General features: G+C 39.7%; 9 protein-coding genes. 2 read left to right on the forward strand and 7 right to left on the reverse strand.

Annotated elements, in window-relative coordinates:
* Positions 1 to 57 precede the first annotated feature (57 nt).
* Positions 58 to 3,144 carry a TonB-dependent receptor gene (locus BUB03_RS15900; protein ID WP_040996517.1) on the reverse strand — a complete coding sequence of 1,029 codons (3,087 nt, stop codon included), beginning with the start codon at positions 3,142 to 3,144 and terminating at the stop codon, positions 58 to 60.
* Between the two features lie 238 nt (positions 3,145 to 3,382).
* Here BUB03_RS15900 and ligA point away from each other — a divergent pair, with 238 nt between their 5' ends.
* Both ligA and BUB03_RS15910 read left to right on the forward strand, forming a co-directional pair.
* Complete coding sequence (ligA, locus tag BUB03_RS15905) at positions 3,383 to 5,389, forward strand: NAD-dependent DNA ligase LigA (protein WP_073064957.1); 2,007 nt, start codon at positions 3,383 to 3,385, stop codon at positions 5,387 to 5,389.
* 598 nt (positions 5,390 to 5,987) lie between these two features.
* Entirely contained in the window at positions 5,988 to 8,453 is a 2,466-nt protein-coding gene (locus BUB03_RS15910) for a T9SS type A sorting domain-containing protein (protein ID WP_073064959.1), read from the forward strand.
* A 223-nt stretch (positions 8,454 to 8,676) separates the two neighbouring features.
* Here the strand turns inward: BUB03_RS15910 and BUB03_RS15915 are convergent, their stop codons facing one another.
* From BUB03_RS15915 to kdpA, 6 genes are all read right to left on the reverse strand, one after another.
* On the reverse strand, positions 8,677 to 10,392 hold the full coding sequence (locus tag BUB03_RS15915; protein WP_073064962.1) for a HAMP domain-containing sensor histidine kinase: 1,716 nt from the start codon (positions 10,390 to 10,392) through the stop codon (positions 8,677 to 8,679).
* Positions 10,393 to 10,397: 5 nt separating this feature from the next.
* Positions 10,398 to 11,507 (reverse strand): histidine kinase, encoded by a 1,110-nt coding sequence (locus BUB03_RS15920; RefSeq protein WP_073064964.1) that lies wholly within the window; start codon positions 11,505 to 11,507, stop codon positions 10,398 to 10,400.
* Between the two features lie 277 nt (positions 11,508 to 11,784).
* Positions 11,785 to 12,873, reverse strand: coding sequence for a porin (locus tag BUB03_RS15925; RefSeq protein WP_228417908.1), 1,089 nt, complete (start codon positions 12,871 to 12,873; stop codon positions 11,785 to 11,787).
* Positions 12,874 to 12,886: 13 nt separating this feature from the next.
* Complete coding sequence (kdpC, locus tag BUB03_RS15930; RefSeq protein WP_073064967.1) at positions 12,887 to 13,444, reverse strand: K(+)-transporting ATPase subunit C; 558 nt, start codon at positions 13,442 to 13,444, stop codon at positions 12,887 to 12,889.
* 10 nt (positions 13,445 to 13,454) lie between these two features.
* On the reverse strand, positions 13,455 to 15,494 hold the full coding sequence (kdpB, locus tag BUB03_RS15935; RefSeq protein WP_073064970.1) for a potassium-transporting ATPase subunit KdpB: 2,040 nt from the start codon (positions 15,492 to 15,494) through the stop codon (positions 13,455 to 13,457).
* A 193-nt stretch (positions 15,495 to 15,687) separates the two neighbouring features.
* On the reverse strand, positions 15,688 to 17,382 hold the full coding sequence (gene kdpA, locus BUB03_RS15940) for a potassium-transporting ATPase subunit KdpA (protein ID WP_073064973.1): 1,695 nt from the start codon (positions 17,380 to 17,382) through the stop codon (positions 15,688 to 15,690).
* Between the last annotated feature and the right edge of the window lie 262 nt (positions 17,383 to 17,644).

Consider the following 17,644-nt stretch of genomic DNA (forward strand, 5'->3'; position numbering starts at 1 on the left):
AATTTTGATAAATTAATAAAAAACTTAAAAACGTTTGATAAAGGTAGTGTTTAAATGTTAAAAACTATATTTGGCCCCGATCTGGATCTGGTAAGGATTGCCTGAAAGAGGTGCCAGGCCGCTTGTATTTTTCACATACTCAAACTGTTTGGTCTCCTGATTGAATTTTGTTACCCTGTAAAGAGCCATATTTCCGTAAGATTTATTCACGCCCCATTCTTTGTTAAGAAGGTTGGCTAGGTTGAAAATATCTACTGAAAGCTCGAGGGCTCCGATTTTTTCAAACTTAAATTTCTTCGCAACACGCACATCCCATACTCCGTAGAAGCCATTTTTACCGCCGTTACGCTCTGCAATGGCATTGTTATATTTTGCAACATAATCTTTCAGTGCCTGTCCTACTTCAGGATCATTAAGAAGCGGCTGGGTAATGATTTCCGGGAAAATGTAAGCCAGATCGTTGGAATCTACGAAATCCCCATTGATATTTCCGCCTGCTGTTACCGAGAAACGCGTTCCACCGATTCCTGAATAACGAACTCCCAATGTGAATCCTGCAATGGTAGGTGAGTTACCATAAACTACGATTTTATTTCTGAACTGATTGTCGGAATAGCCCATTCTTAAATCTCTGGGATCGCCCTGAACCGGAGTGGAAAGGGTTGCCGAATTGGCTACGTTCCCGTTGTATGAAGTATTGTCTTTGATATCGGACCAGGTATAACTTGCCGTGATCTCCCCATCTTTCCAGTAACGGTAGCTAGTATCTACCACAAATGAGTACTGGTTGACTTTACCCTCACTTACAAGCTCAAGTACTCTTCCGAATTTTTTGTTGATTCTTCCCTCTTTCCAGTCGATGCTCACACTTTTATTATCGTTATTGATGATGGTACCGGCCGGTACATATACTCCTCTTCCTCCTTCATTAGCTAAAGTAAAAAACGGATTGGCCACCATGTTTCTGTCATAATAGAAGTAATTGTTTCTTCCCAGCGCCATATATCCTGCAATTCCGGCCCTGAATCTTTCATTAAAGAAGTGAGTATAGGAGATATTCGCTTTATAAACGATTGGAATTTTTGCATCTTTTCCGGTGTAATTGATGGTAGGAATCTGATATTGTGAAAGTGAAGGAACCGTTCCGTAATCATTTCTGTACGCTGGAAAATCAGGAGTCAGGCCAATTTTAGTAGGATTCACATCTACTGTTGCCAGATGATTTCCATCGAATACAAGGTTGTTAATGATCATATAGTTGTTGATATCGGAAGAGAAAATTCCTGCCCCGAATTTCACGAAATCTTTATTCCCTTCATTAATATTCCAGTCAAACTGAAATCTCGGCTGAATGACAAAAGATTTGATCTGGTTATCTGTTCTGATTCCCATTTCGTCATACAGTTTCTGATTGAATTCTGCTTTCGGATATCCTCCGTAATCGAATCTTAATCCGGCCATGAAGTCAAGGCCTGTCGCTATTTTGGTTTGGATCTGTCCGTATATTCCTGCATTCCAGATACTGGATTTTACAGCTGGGTCCTCCACTAAAGGAACTTCCCTGTAGAATCTATAAGGGGTAAGGTTGGCGAAATTCGTCATTCCCTGGAACTGGAATCTTCCGTTCACTTCACTTCCGTAGATAGATTTCGATCGGGTGTACATAATGTCTGCCCCAAAAGTATATTTAACCTTATCCGTGTTATAATACAAGTTATCTACAATCTGGAATACATTATTTCTGAAACCTTCCTGACCGAAACGGTGTCCCCCGATCTGGATATTGGTAGATCCAACACTGGAAGCCACTCCTTCTACAACAGCTCTTGGAACCGGATGTCCCAACTCATTGTTCTGGTAACTGTCCTGGAAAGTATATAAATACTGTGCTTTTAATTCATTCGTGATATTCGGTTTAACGTTTGTTCTTAAAGTCAGGAGTAAACTGTTATCCAGATTTTTATCATTCCCGTAAGATTCAAAGAAATTGATTGCAGTATTATCTGCCAATCCGTTTTTATTAAGGTCATAGGTAAAATTATTCCTTAACGTTAATAAGTTCTTTTCGTTGATTTGCCAGTCCAAACGAAGAAATCCTGCATCTGAATTTCTTACTTTGTCGAAACTTCCGAACTGCGGGGTATTTCCTACCCCATATTTTGATCTTGCAATATCCAGAAACTGGTTCAGGGTCTGGGTGGTTGTATTAAATCTCTTCTCATCTTCCGGAGACTTGATATCCGCAATGATCAACGGCCTTGAATCCAGCTGGTGATCCCACGCTACAAAGAAGTGCAGTTTATTTTTAATAATCGGTCCGCCTAATGAAAACCCAAACTGTGAAGTGGAGAAGTCGTTTTCTCTTTTGTTTCCTCTGATATCATACGGGCTGGATAACCAGTTTGTTCTTAAATATTCCCAGGCACTTCCTGAAAATTTATTGGTCCCGGATTTCGTAACGGCACTTACGGTTCCACCACCACTTCTTCCCAGCGTTACATCATACTGGTTGGTGGTAATTTTAAACTCACGGACAGCTTCAATAGAAATAGAAAACGGGGCACCACTTCTGCTGGTTGTAGATCCTGCTGAGGTTGGGTTTTTAGCCGTCATTCCATCAATCGTAAAGTTGGTAGAAGAACCCAGCTGGCCGGAAAGGTTTCCGCCTTTTCCACTTAACGGGGAAAGCTCTGTAAGATTGGTGAAGTTTCTTCCGTTTACCGGCAGCATGCTGATATTCTTTGCTGAAATAGCTGTAGCTGCACCAAGGTTCCCGATCTTGTTTTTCAGGTTTCCGGTAACAATTACCTCGTCTATCTGCTTCTCGCTTCCGCCCAGGCTCATGTTAACAGTCACCTGATCTCCAAAGTTAACGTTATACCCTTCTTTCTTTTCTTCGTTCACAATAACCGTATAAGGCCCGCCCAAAGGAATTTCTTTGAAAATATACTCCCCTTTCGAGTTGGTCTCTGTTTCCGTCCTGAACCCTGTAGACTCGTTCACGATCGTTACTTTCACTTTTTCCTGGGCAGTACTGCCCAGCCCGGTTACTTTTCCCACAATAGAAGCCTGCGTAGTCTGCGCATAAGCCAGTGTTCCAAATCCCAAAAACAATAATCCTAGTACAATCTTTACTTTTCTCATCTCTTCAAATTAGATGTGCAAAGGTATTTTGACTTTCTCCACTACCTGTTTAAGGGAGTTTTAACAAATTTTCAATTAAATCATAACGTTATGTTAAATTAATTTAAACAAGTGTTTTAAAATAAAGATAATCAGCAGCTTATTATATATTACAGTATTTTAATATGCCTATAATATTTAATTATGGTATTTTTTAATGAAATTAGTTTAGCTATTTTTGCTCAAAAGATAGAAAGCAATGCCTGAAAACATACAGCAAAAAATAGAACGGCTCCGGAAAGAGCTTCACCAGCATAACGAAAATTATTACCTTCTGGATGCAGCCACCATCTCTGACTATGATTTTGATATGCTGCTGGAAGAGCTTCGTGATCTGGAGGCAAAGCATCCTGAATTTTATGATGAAAATTCGCCTACTGTACGTGTAGGAGGTGGAATCACCAAGGTTTTCCCTACCATTCAGCATAAGTTCAGAATGTATTCCCTGGATAATTCCTATGATTTCGATGATCTTGAAGACTGGGAGAAAAGAATTATCAAAACGATCAATGATCCGGTGGAATTTGTTGCGGAACTGAAGTATGACGGTGCTTCTATTTCTATCCTGTATGAAAACGGAAAGCTTGCTCAGGCTGTAACGCGTGGTGATGGGTTTCAGGGAGATGAAATTACGGCTAACGTCCGAACTATTTCAGATATTCCTCTTACTTTAAAGGGTGATTTCCCGCCTCATTTTTTCATGAGAGGTGAAATTTATCTGACCCGTAAAAATTTTGACAAGATCAACAAACTGCGTGAAGAAGAAGGCCTGGACCCTTTCATGAATCCGAGGAATACTGCCAGCGGAAGTTTAAAAATGCAGGACAGCGGCGAGGTAAGAAAACGCGGTCTGTCGTCGGTACTTTATCAGTTCATTTCTGAGGATGTACCTGCACAAAGTCACTGGGAACTGCTTCAGCAGGCTCAAAGCTGGGGCTTTAAAACTTCACAGCAGGCAAAGCTCTGCAAAACAATGGATGAGGTGAAGGAGTTCATCAGTTTCTGGGATACGGAAAGGCATAATCTCCCTTTTGAGATTGACGGAATTGTTTTAAAAGTGAATTCTTTGCAGCAACAAAGACAACTTGGTTACACGGCAAAATCACCAAGATGGGCCATGGCTTATAAGTTTAAAGCCGAAAAGGTAGAAACCCAGCTTCAGACGGTAACTTACCAGGTGGGAAGAACCGGCGCGATTACTCCTGTGGCTAATCTGAAACCTGTTTTACTGGCAGGAACAATCGTAAAAAGAGCTTCTCTTCACAATGAAGATATCATCAAAAAACTTGATCTGCACGAACATGATTTTGTGTATGTGGAAAAAGGCGGCGAGATTATTCCAAAAATTGTAGGCGTCAATACGGAAAAAAGAACTGAAGAAAGCAAAGAAATAGAATATATCAAGCATTGCCCTGAATGTGGTACCGAGCTTGTAAAAATAGAAGACCAGGCCATCCATTTCTGTCCTAATGATCTTCACTGTCCGCCTCAGGTTGTAGGAAGAATGATCCATTACGTTTCCAGAAAGGCTTTGAACATCGAAAACTTAGGAAGCGAAACTATCGAACAGCTTTACAGAGAACGTTTGATTGAAAACCCGGCAGATTTTTATGCCTTAACGAAAGAACAGCTTCTTCCGTTGGAAAGAATGGCAGAAAAATCGGCACAGAATATTATTTCAGGGATTGAAAAGTCGAAAGAGATTGCATTTGAAAAGGTTCTGTACGGAATCGGGATCAAGCACGTAGGTGAAACGGTTGCCAAAAAACTGGTGAAAAATTTCGCTACTATTGATGAGCTGAAAGCAGCTACCGTAGAAGAGCTCTGCCAGGTGGAAGATATTGGTTCCAAGATTGCAGTAAGTATCGTGGAATTCTTCAGCAACCCGGAAAACATCCTGATGATCGAACGTCTGAAATCTTACGGAGTGCAGCTTGAAAAGGGAGAAAGCACCAATGAAGTCCTTTCTAATGTTCTGGAAGGAAAAACTTTCCTTTTCACCGGGAAATTATCTTTATTTACCAGGGAACAGGCGGAGGAAATGGTGGAAAAGCATGGCGGAAAGAATATTTCTGCCGTCTCTAAAAACCTCAATTTCCTTGTAGTAGGCGAAAAGGCGGGAAGCAAGCTGAAAAAAGCTCAGGATATCGGAACTATTACCATTCTGGACGAGCAGGAATTCCTGGATCTGATAGAGAAACAATAATACCTTAACAAATAATAAATTAAACCATTGAGATTCAATTTCAATGTTTTTTTTATATATCCAAACCTCATGGTGTTGAGTTGTGATGGCAAAAACAAATAGTTGATACAGATTTATAAAACTTGGAGATGTTTTTATCTCGCAGATAACGCGGATAACGCAGATTTTTATAATGTGGCAAATATTTTCATTATGAACGGGCTTTTAATTGATATTCCTTTTTTATTCTATAATGATTTAAGATTTTTTATTTCGCAGACTGCACAGATAACGCAGATTTTTATAGTGTGGTAAATATATTCAATAGGAACGGGCTTTAGCCCGTTTATTTTTTAAAATTCCGTTCAATGGCTTTAGCCAAAATTTAAATTATTTGGAAAGCAGTAAAGATTATTAAATAACCATATTTTTCTCCATATTTCTACAATTCCGTAACACTTACATAGAATATAAAATTAACACAAAAACAATATTTGAATAAATTATTTAAACAAAAACAAATAAAACAAACATTATATAAAATAATAAAAATCAAAAAGTAATTATTTTTCGTAATATAATTTTTCATATATTTATCAAAACAAATAATCACTCAACCATGAAAAAAATCTACTTTTTTGTGCTCTTTCTGGCACACTTATCTCTCATAGCCCAGATTGTCAATATTCCGGATCCGCAATTTAAGGCCAAACTACTTTCCGGGACGGCTACCAATCATATCACACAGAATCTTGCAGGCAACTGGATATCGATGGACCTCAATAACGATGGCGAAATACAGCTTTCTGAAGCCGCTAATATCAGAAATATAAACATCTACAGCTCCAATGGTAACTCATTCCCGATTTCCTCAATAGAAGGGATAAAATCTTTCACCAACCTGGAATACCTTGATGTATCGGATTGTCCGGGCATCCTTTCTGTAGATATCAGCGGTATGCTGACAGTAAAACTGGCCAGCTTTACCAATAACGTCAATATGACTTCTGCTAATTTTACGGGATGTCCTTTACTGGAAAATATTAATGTATCCAATTCCGCAATTGTTAATCTTGATATTTCCAATCTCCCAAAAATGAATATCCTGACGTGCAACGGAGGAAAACTACAAACCATTAACTATGCCGGAAGTACAACTATGAAATATCTTCTGTGCAGTGATAATGAAATCTCAAGCATTGATGTAAGTTCACTTGTAGATCTGTACAGCTTTAATATTACAGGAAATTTATTAACGAGCCTTGATGTAAGCAATCTGACGAAGCTTGAAACCCTGAACTGTCCGGCCAACCAGCTTACTTCGATCAACCTTCAGAACACCCCTAAATTAAAATACCTTGAAGCCAGCTTCAATAATCTTTCCACTATAAATTTAAGCCAAAGTCCGGCTTTGAATTACCTGAGGATCATCAATAATCAGCTCACCACTATCGATCTTTCCAATGTTCCTTTACTGCAGACGCTTTTCCTCAATAACAACCAGCTTACTTCACTGGATATCAGCCATAATACAATCTTGAATTCATTTAATGCTCCTAATAACAATTTGCAGAGCATATTGATGAAAAACGGCAGGAATACGAGCGGTCTCTATCAGAACAATCCCAATTTAAGCTATATCTGCTGTGATGACTCTGAAATTAATCAGACCATAGCTTACAATAATTCAAATGGTTATAATAACGTAACTGTAAATTCTTACTGCTCATTCACTCCGGGCGGAACTTTTTATACCATTCAAGGGAATACAAAATATGATCTTAACGGAAATGGCTGTGATCCGGCCGATCAGAATAAGGCATTTCAGAAATTTAATGTTACAGGAGGCGGAACTTCAGGAAGTATTGTAAGTAATAATTCAGGAAACTATTCTATTCCGGTGCTGGCAGGAGCTCATACCATCACTCCGGTTCTTGAAAACCCTGCCTACTTCAGCATATCCCCTGCTTCTTTCACTGCTAATTTCCCTGCAATGGCAAATCCTTTGACTCAGAATTTCTGCATTACAGCTAATGGTTCTCATCCGGACCTTGAAATTGTGATTATTCCATTAGATTCCGCAGTGCCTGGATTCAATTCGGATTATAAAATTGTTTACAAAAACAAGGGAACGACCATGCAGTCCGGAACGGTTGGATTCAACTATAATGACAGCATTATGGATTTTGTAAGTTCTACCGTAACTCCTGATGCTCAATCTACCGGAAGCCTTACGTGGAATTTTACCGGTCTCCTTCCTTTTGAAACAAGAGAAGTTAAGATTAAATTTGAACTGAATACTCCAACCGACACTCCTCCTGTAAATGATGGAGATGTTCTGAATTATACGGCACAGATCAACGGAGCTCCGGATGATACCCCATCCGACAATACCTTTACCCTGAACCAGACCGTCGTGAATTCTCTGGATCCGAATGACAAAACCTGTCTTGAAGGAACAATGATTGCACAAACCCTGGTAGGAGATTATGTTCATTACCTGATCCGGTTCGAAAATCAGGGAACCGCCAATGCCAGAAATATTGTTGTGAAAGATGTAATTGATGCTTCAAAATTTGATATCTCTACGCTTACCCCTCTACATGCAAGCCATAGTTTTGTAACGAGAATAACGGGAAATACGGCTGAATTTATTTTTGATAATATACAGCTTCCGTTTGACGATGCCAATAATGACGGCTATATTTCTTTCAAGATCAAAACAAAATCTACGTTGAACATGGGAGATGCATTCAGCAATACGGCCAGTATTTATTTTGATTATAATGCGCCAATCATTACCAACACTTACACCACAACGGTAAGAAATGTACTGGCAGTTTCTGAGACCAAGACAGGCAATGAAAATATAAGCATTTATCCAAATCCGGTAGAGGATACTCTTTACATCAAATCCGGTGAGGAGATCATCAAAGCTGAAATTTATGATGCTTCCGGAAGAATACTGAATACCACAGGTGTAAAAGCCAATTCTGTAAATGTAACCGGACTGGCTAAAGGAAATTACCTCATCAAATTGTTTACAAAAGACAAAACGATGGTTCAGAAGTTCATTAAAAAATAAACTAATAACATGATCTATATCTGCAGGGCTGTGAATTTTTTCATAGCTCTGTTTTTATGAATATCTGGCTGCAATAGAATATTTCAGGTTTATCCAATCTGGCTCGGTTGGATATTGCAATGAAAACAGGAAAATCCGGTATAAGCAGATTGACTATATTGATGAAAAATTTAGTCAAAGGCAGGACGGTATTATAAATATCAGAAAAAAAGTAATATAGTTTTTATCCTTCCGGCAGCCTGAAATAAAAAGTACTCCCCTGGTTTGGAGCGCTTTTCACGCCTATCTCACCATTCTGTTTTTCAATGAAATTTTTAGAAATAGCCAGGCCAAGCCCGGTTCCATTCTGCTGTTCTCCCGGAACCTGAAAATAGCGGTCAAAGATCTGGCGGTGGTATTTCTCATCGATCCCGCTTCCTGTATCGGTAATGCTGAACTGAATCATTGAATCCAGCTTTTCTACCCTGATCTCAATATTTTCATCCTGGAAAGAATGTTTTACTGCATTGGTCAGGAAATTATTAATTACCCAGACCGTTTTGTCAAAATCTGCATTCACCCAATCATTCTCACCTATAAGATATTCGGTATTGATTGGAACGTTTTTCTGTTCTGCCAGCTTTTCAACATTTTTTACGGCAGCCTGAACCATTTCCTTTGGTGAACATTTTTCAATGGTCAGCCTGATATTTCCCGTTTCTACCTGTGAAAGGTTCAGGAGTTCTCCGGTGATGTTCAACAGCCTTTGCCCATCATCATTGATACTTTTAAGCAGTTCTTTCTGCTGGTCATTCAGTGCTCCGAACTTTTGGTTACCGAGTAGCTGAACGCCCATTTTTATAGCTGATATCGGCGTTTTTAATTCATGCGAAATAGTAGCGATGAAATTGGTTTTGGCAAAATCCAGTTCTTTAAAAGGAGTAATATTTCTGAGGAGAATCACTTTCCCGATATACCTGGTTTCTTTTTCACCCGTTTTTACAATATTGATGGGAATAATATCCTGCTCAAAATAGTTTTCCTTATTATCCCGGACAATTTTAATGGGTTCTTTCACCGGATGATCGATATTTTTAAGCAGTTCGCGCATAAGATCATTATTGACAGCCACTTCATGAGCCGTCTTGCCTATGATCTCTTCTTTACGGAGATTGGTGATCTTTAATGCTTCATCATTGATCATGTAAATAAAATGATTTTCATCCAGCCCGATCACTGCATCATGCATATTATTTACCAGCGTTTCAATCCGTTTTTTATCCATCAGCTGCTTGGAAAGGCTGCTGCTTTCATATTCCTGAAGCTTTTCCGCCATGGTGTTAAAGGAATCCGCAAGACCGTTAAATTCTTCACTTCCTTTGAAATGTACTCTTTCGTTATAATTTTTAGCGGCAATCTGCCGGATACTGAATGTAAGCTGACTGATAGGTTCTGCAATGGTCTGAGGCAGATTAAAAAGAAGAATAAAGGCAATCAGAAAACATACAGTCCCCAGGCTGACAATCCAGAAAGTAGCATTTTCAGCAGTAATGATGGCGATATCACTTTTTCTTTCAATCCCCTTCATATTCAGCGACATGATCCTGGCCAGATCTTCACGGATCAGTTTCTCCTTTTCCTGAGAAGGCTGCTTCAGATAGCTGCTGAAGTGAAGGTTCAGGCTTTGGGTAGCTTCTTTTTCTCCGAATTCAGTCAGGTTTTTCTCCTGAAGTTTATTATTTTTCTGAAAATCCGAAACAGCAACCAGGCTGTCTGTAGTAATTTTATCGAGTGCCAAAAGCATGTTTTTGGAAAATTCCAGACTGTTGTAATTGGCGGTAAGGATCTTTTCAGTATCAGATTTCAGTTTATTGATATAGACGGATCCGATCACTGACATAAGGACGATCAGTAAGAATAGAAGACCTACGCCTAAGGTAAGTTTTGTTTTAAGTTTCATTATTTCTAAGATAAAATAATAATATCTATCTGCCTTTCATTCAGCCTGTTCATCAGTGTATAAATCCAGCTGTAACCGGAAAGGCGCTGCCAGAGCTTTGCGTGGGGCTTACCGATGCAGACTGTCGTAATATTATGGGCAATCACGTAGTCCAGAATTCCTTTGTGCACGCTGCTTTCTTTTACCCGGATCACTTTTGCCCCCAATTCCTGTGCTAAATTAAAATTATTAATCAGATATCGCTGCTTGTCGAGGGCAATTTTTTCAGGATTCTCCGATGGCTTCTGTACATACAAAACGGTCCACGGACTATTGTAATAACTTGCCAGACGGGCAGTTTTCCGGATGATATTTTTAGCAATTTTTTCGTTACTGCTGATGCATGCAAGAAATTTGATCGGTTTAAAATTTTCTGTTTTTATTTCCGTTTCCACCTTTCTTTCTACGTGAGTCGCCACTTCTTTCAAAGCAAGCTCCCGAAGCTGAAGGATATGACCGCTCTGAAAAAAGTTGGTAAGTGCCGTCTGGATTTTTTCTTTTTTATAGATCTTTCCTTCTTTCAGACGGGTCAGCAGCTCATCGGCGGTAAGGTCTATATTCACCACCTCATCAGCAAGACCCAATATTTTATCAGGAACACGTTCCGCAACTTCTATTCCTGTGATATTCTTCACTTCTTCATTCAGGCTTTCGATATGCTGAATATTCATCGCGCTGATAACATTAATCCCGCTATCCAGGATTTCCAGCACATCCTGCCATCTTTTTTTGTTTTTTGAACCTTCTACATTGGTATGGGCCAGTTCATCTACCAGCACCACTTCAGGATGCTCGTTAATAATAGCCTGAAGATCCATTTCTTCCAGGCTTTTGCCTTTATAGAAAACAGATCTTCTCGGTATTTCGGGGATTCCTTCTGTAAGGGCTACTGTTTCTTCCCGGCCATGGGTTTCTATATATCCGATTTTAACGTCAATGCCGTTACGCAGCAGAGACTGTGCTTCCTGAAGCATACGGAAAGTTTTTCCTACGCCTGCACTCATCCCGATATAGATCTTGAATTTTCCTTTGCGGGATTTCTGGATCAGTTCTAAAAAATGTTTTGCTGATGACATTGGTTTTTTGCTTTATTTTTTTACCATAAAAGATATATTTCTTCTGAACCACCCCGTCAAAAATTCTTTGAATTTTTGCCACCCCTCCAAAAGAGGGGAATTTGATCCGACGAATTTTTGTCAGTACGAGATCTCTAGTTTCTTAGAAACTTAAGTGAACTTTTATCCTTAGACATTAAACTTTAAATATTAAATCTTAAACTTCAATAACTTAAGTGTTAAAAAAAAATTCATAACCTTTATGGTTAACTTTAATTTATTATTCACTCTTCACTTCTTAAAACCAGGCTGCCAGGCTTGTTGTAATGAAGAAATTCCCCTGTTTCATTTCATCATTTTTCACAAAAATGGCGTCTTTAGAAGTAAATCCTCTTGCTTCTGTACGGAATACTACATTCTTCAGGATGGCGTAATCCACATTCAGGGAATATCCGAAGGTCTGGAAACCATTTTGCGTTTTGGTACTGATGATCACTCCATTTTTATCGTTATAATACTCAAGTCTTCCTGCCAGCGCCCATTTGCTGTCAAACTGATATTTCATTAAGATATTTGGGGTGTACCAGATGTTATAGCTGCTGCTTCCTTTTTCTTTCTGCTCTGCCCCGATATCGAACCCAAACAAAGCGGAAAATTGATCTGTCAGCTGAAAATTTCCGTAAAGATCATGGAAATAGCGCATTCTTTTTTCATCTTTTGCTTTATCGTTTCCTATGAATGAGCTGCTGTTCAGGGTGATTTTTTCATTGGGCTTATAGGTTACCTGATGTCCGAATGAGATGCTTTGGTTCCCTTCCGGCTTTGCGATACGCTGCCAGCCGTTCAGGACCAACCCGCTCAGAAACCATTTGCCATTATCCGAAGTGTATGAAATTTTGGCTCCGGTCTCAAAATAAGGGGAATTTTCAGCAGCAAGACTTCTCATCAGGTTCACATTATCTTTTCCAATGGCACTTTCCCAGCCGATGTGTGAGGGCATAATTCCCGCATCGATCCATAAATTTTTAGTTTTTGAAATTCTCATTCCTACATTCGCTTCATTCACATAGCGTAATGCTTCCTGCTCTGCAGCCATATTGTCCTGCGCATAGGTTCCGGCCATTAAAGCGACATTTGCGCGGAGATTATCACTCTGATAATTGGCTTTTACCAGTCCTAAATTCAGGTTTAGCTCATTATGCCTGTTGTAGGAATATAAAAAACTCTGGCGGAGATGGTTGGCCGGCTCATTAAAATCGTAGGTGTAAAACAGCTCTGCATAGGCAGAAAAAGTCACTTTATTTTCTGTTTTCAAGGAATCTGATGATTGTGCTTTCGGGAAAAAGATCCCGAATAACATGGCACTGGTAATGATATATTTTTTCACGGTAATTTCTATATTATTTTAATTGGTCCAAAGCGATATTAAGCTTCAGTACATTTACTTTTGAAGGTCCTAAAAGTCCTAAAAACGGTTTCTCTGTCTGGTTTTTGACTAAATATTTCAGTTTTTCCTCAGAGATATTTCTTACCTGTGCTATTTTCTTTATTTGATACAGAGCGCCTTCTTCAGAAATATCAGGATCCAGGCCGCTGCCGCTTGCAGTAACCAGTTCTACAGGAACTTTTGTATTTCCCATTCCCGGATGATTCATTTTTAAAGTATCAATCCTTTTCTTCACGGTTTCCAGGTATTCTTCATTGCTTGGTCCTTTATTGCTTCCACCGCTTCCTGCAGCGTTGTAATTAACTGATGAAGGACGTCCGTGAAAGTATTTTTCAGATTTAAATTCCTGTCCGATATTAGCATAGAATTTTTGCCCTTTTTGAGTGATGATCTCTGCATTTCCTTTAGTAGGCAGTACTTTTGAACCTGCATACACAATAAGGAGATAAATTCCGGTGACAGCCAGCATTACCAAAGTTAGTCTGAATGCTGTAACAATATGATTTTTCATTTTTTAAATTTTAATAGAATAAACTGATCAGTAAATCAATGATTTTAATACCTATGAACGGAACAATAACGCCGCCCAACCCATAAATTAAAAGGTTTCTTCTTAATAGTGCACTGGCACCGATCGGCTTATAAGCCACTCCTTTTAAAGCAAGCGGAATAAGGAATGGAATGATCACAGCATTGAAAATAACGGCTGATAATATAGCGGTTTCCGGGCTGTGAAGATTCATGATATTCAGTTTCTGAAGTGAAGGAATGAAGGTAATAAATAGAGCAGGAATAATGGCGAAATATTTGGCAACGTCATTCGCAATACTGAACGTTGTGAGCGTTCCGCGGGTCATCAGGAGCTGTTTTCCGATCTCCACAATCTCGATCAGTTTTGTAGGGTCATTATCAAGATCCACCATGTTTCCTGCTTCTTTTGCAGCTTGTGTTCCGCTGTTCATCGCTACACCTACATCGGCCTGGGCCAAAGCAGGGGCATCATTGGTCCCGTCGCCCATCATAGCAACCAGTTTTCCTTCCTGTTGTTCTTTTTTGATGTAGTTCATTTTGTCCTCAGGTTTGGCTTCGGCAATGAAATCGTCCACGCCTGCCTTTTCAGCAATGAACTTTGCGGTCAGAGGATTATCACCGGTTACCATTACTGTTTTTACTCCCATTTTTCTGAGTCTCTGGAAGCGTTCCTGGATTCCTGTTTTAATGATATCCTGAAGTTCAATGACGCCCCAGACCTTTTCATTAACACTTACCACAAGAGGAGTTCCTCCGTTTTCAGAAATTCTGGTCACAGCATCCTGGGTTTCTTTAGGGAAGATATTCCCGGCTTTTTCAGTCAGTTTTTTTATGGTATCGTACGCTCCTTTTCTGATTCTTGTTTCCTCAAAATCGATTCCTGAAGTTCTTGTTTCTGCTGTAAAGTCTATATAAACCGGATTTGAAACAATAAGATCTTCTGATTTTAATTGGCTTAGCTCTATAATAGATTTTCCTTCCGGTGTTTCATCGGCTACTGAGCTTAATGCTGAAGCTTTAATGAAATCCGGGAGCCTGATTCCGTCCGCAGGGTGAAATTCCGTCGCTTTACGGTTTCCTATAGTAATGGTTCCTGTTTTATCAAGCAAGAGTACGTCAATATCTCCTGCAGTTTCCACTGCTTTACCGCTTTTGGTGATCACGTTGGCTCTCAGGGCCCGATCCATTCCGGCAATTCCGATTGCAGAAAGCAGACCTCCAATGGTTGTGGGAATCAAACAAACGAAAAGTGATATAAATGCCGCAATGGTAATGGGTGTCTGCGCATAGTCTGCAAAAGGTTTTAATGTGAGGGTAACAATGATAAACGTCAGGGTAAAGCCTGCCAGAAGTATGGTTAATGCGATTTCGTTAGGTGTTTTCTGTCTTGATGCCCCTTCTACAAGGGCAATCATTTTATCCAAAAAGGATTCTCCGGGTTTGGTGGTTACTTTTACTTTTATTCTGTCCGAAAGAACTTTTGTACCGCCGGTTACAGAACTTTTATCACCACCGGATTCACGGATCACGGGTGCACTTTCTCCGGTGATCGCGGATTCATCAATGGTAGCAAGCCCTTCGATGATTTCTCCGTCCATAGGGATCTGATCTCCTGTTTCGCAAAGGAAAATATCCCCAAGTTTCATGTCTGCGGATTTTTTCAGGACAGTTTCTACCTGAAACCCGGGTTTGTTTTCCGGAACGACTTTCGCAGGAGTTTCTTCACGGGTTTTTCTGAGTGTATCAGCCTGAGCTTTTCCTCTGGCTTCCGCAATAGCTTCTGCAAAATTGGCAAACAAAACAGTAAAGAATAATATGATGAATACGGTAAAGTTATAGGCAAAGCTTCCCTGTGAACGGTCGCCGGTAAGACTGAAAAGGCTTACGATAAGCATTACCACAGTTCCGACTTCTACCAGGAACATCACGGGATTTTTAAACATAATTTTCGGATTCAGTTTCACGAAGGACTGCTTGATGGCTTCGTTCACCAAATCTTTTTGAAACAATGTCTGGGATTGATTTTTCATTTTATATAATTCTTATGGAATTGAAAATTTAGAAATTAAGTGATTTAGAGATTAAGAAAACTCAGTCATAAATGAGATGCTGCTCCTGTTAAGTACTGAAATTTTCATTCATAATAATTCAAAATACAGGGCTTAAGCCAACGGATTTCCTAATCTCTTAATTTTTCAATCTTTTAATTTTTTAATTTAATTTTTACTTAGAGAAATACTGGATCTGTTCTGCAATAGGTCCCAATGTAAGGGCCGGGAAGAAAGACAGGGCCGCTATAAGAAGGATTACCGCCAATGTCATAAAACCAAAAGTGGCTGTATCTGTTTTCAGGGTTCCCGAGCTTTCAGGAATGAATTTTTTCTGTGCCAATAATCCCGCAATCGCTATGGGCCCTATGATCGGAATAAACCTGGATAAGAGCAATACAATTCCTGTTGAGATATTCCACCATGGAGTATTGTCGCCAAGTCCTTCAAACCCGGAACCGTTGTTGGCTGAAGAAGAAGTGAACTCGTAGAGCATTTCACTGAACCCATGGAAACCTGGATTATTCAGTGTTTTGGCACCGAATTCCGGCAGATAGGCTGTTAAAGCAGTTCCCACAAGTATTAAAAACGGATGGAACAAGGCTACAATCATGGCGATCTTCATTTCTTTAGCTTCAATCTTTTTACCCATGAATTCCGGCGTTCTTCCTACCATCAGCCCACTGATGAATACCGCAAGAATAATGAATATGAAATAGTTCAGAATTCCTACCCCACAGCCTCCGTAGAAGCAGTTGATCATCATGGCCAGCAGCTCGTTCATTCCTGAGAGCGGCATGGTGCTGTCGTGCATAGCATTTACGGAACCGGTTGAAATTACTGTTGTTGCAATGCTCCAATATCCTGAAGATGCGCTTCCGAAACGTATTTCTTTACCTTCCATAGCTCCAAGGCTGCTGTCGGCACCCATTTGGGTAATAAGAGGGTTGCCATTGGTTTCATTCACAATATTCGGAACTGCGAGCGCCAGAAAGCCAACGGTCATTACGGTAAAGATCACCCAAGATAATTTTCTCTTTTTCAGGTAAAATCCTAAGGCGAAAACCAATGCAAACGGAATGATCATCTGAGTGACCATCTCGGTCATATTGGTCACATAGTTCGGGTTTTCAAGAGGATGTGCCGAGTTGGCGCCGAAGAAACCGCCTCCATTTGTTCCCAGGTGCTTGATCGCTACAAAAGCAGCCACAGGTCCTCTGGAAACATCAGACTTTTGGCCTTCCAGCGTTGTGATATGGTCTTTGCCTTCAAATGTCATCGGACTTCCGTTGGAAGAGAGGATCAGGGCAACAAGAATACTTATCGGAACCAATATTCTGACTACAGATTTGGTAAAGAAATCATAGAAATTCCCTAGTTCTGTAGTTGTTTTTTCTTTAAAGGCCTTGAAAAGAACAGCCATTGCTGCCATTCCGGTCGCTGCGGTTACAAACTGCAGGAACATCAGGTAAAGCTGGCTTAAATAACTTACGCCTGTTTCTCCGGAATAATGCTGAAGGTTACAGTTGACCAAAAAGGAAATGGCTGTATTAAAAGCAAGATCCGGAGACATATTGGGATTTCCGTCAGGATTCAGCGGAAGCCTCGACTGGTTCAGCAGGATCAGGAAACCTATAACAAACCAAACCAGGTTAATGGTCAGCATGGCATACATATTCTGTTTCCAGTTCATCTGGCGGGCAGGATTGATTCCCGATATTTTATAAATCATTTTTTCAACAGGTTCAAAGACAGGATCTAAAAAGGTCTTTTTATACCCATACACATTAGCAATGTATTTTCCAAGAAACACTCCGATCACTAATGTTATTATAAACATGGCAATAACGCCTAAAATTTCTGTATTCATGACCGCTTAAAATTTTTCAGGTTTGATCAAAACATAGCAGATGTACACAAAGGCCAGTATTGAAAGGAAAAATAAACTCCACATAGCTTTATATTTTATCAAAAAATTCAACGGATTTGTAAAGAAGCCAGAACATCACTGCAAAAAGCAGGAGTAAACCTATCAGCATCATATCGAAATTATAAGGATTAAAAGGGTAAGAATTACATACGATACCATCAGCCGGCTGAAAACGGCATGCTTACGTTTTTTGGACGTTTTT

This window comes from Chryseobacterium oranimense, assembly GCF_900129755.1.
Taxonomy (GTDB): Bacteria; Bacteroidota; Bacteroidia; order Flavobacteriales; family Weeksellaceae; genus Chryseobacterium; species Chryseobacterium oranimense.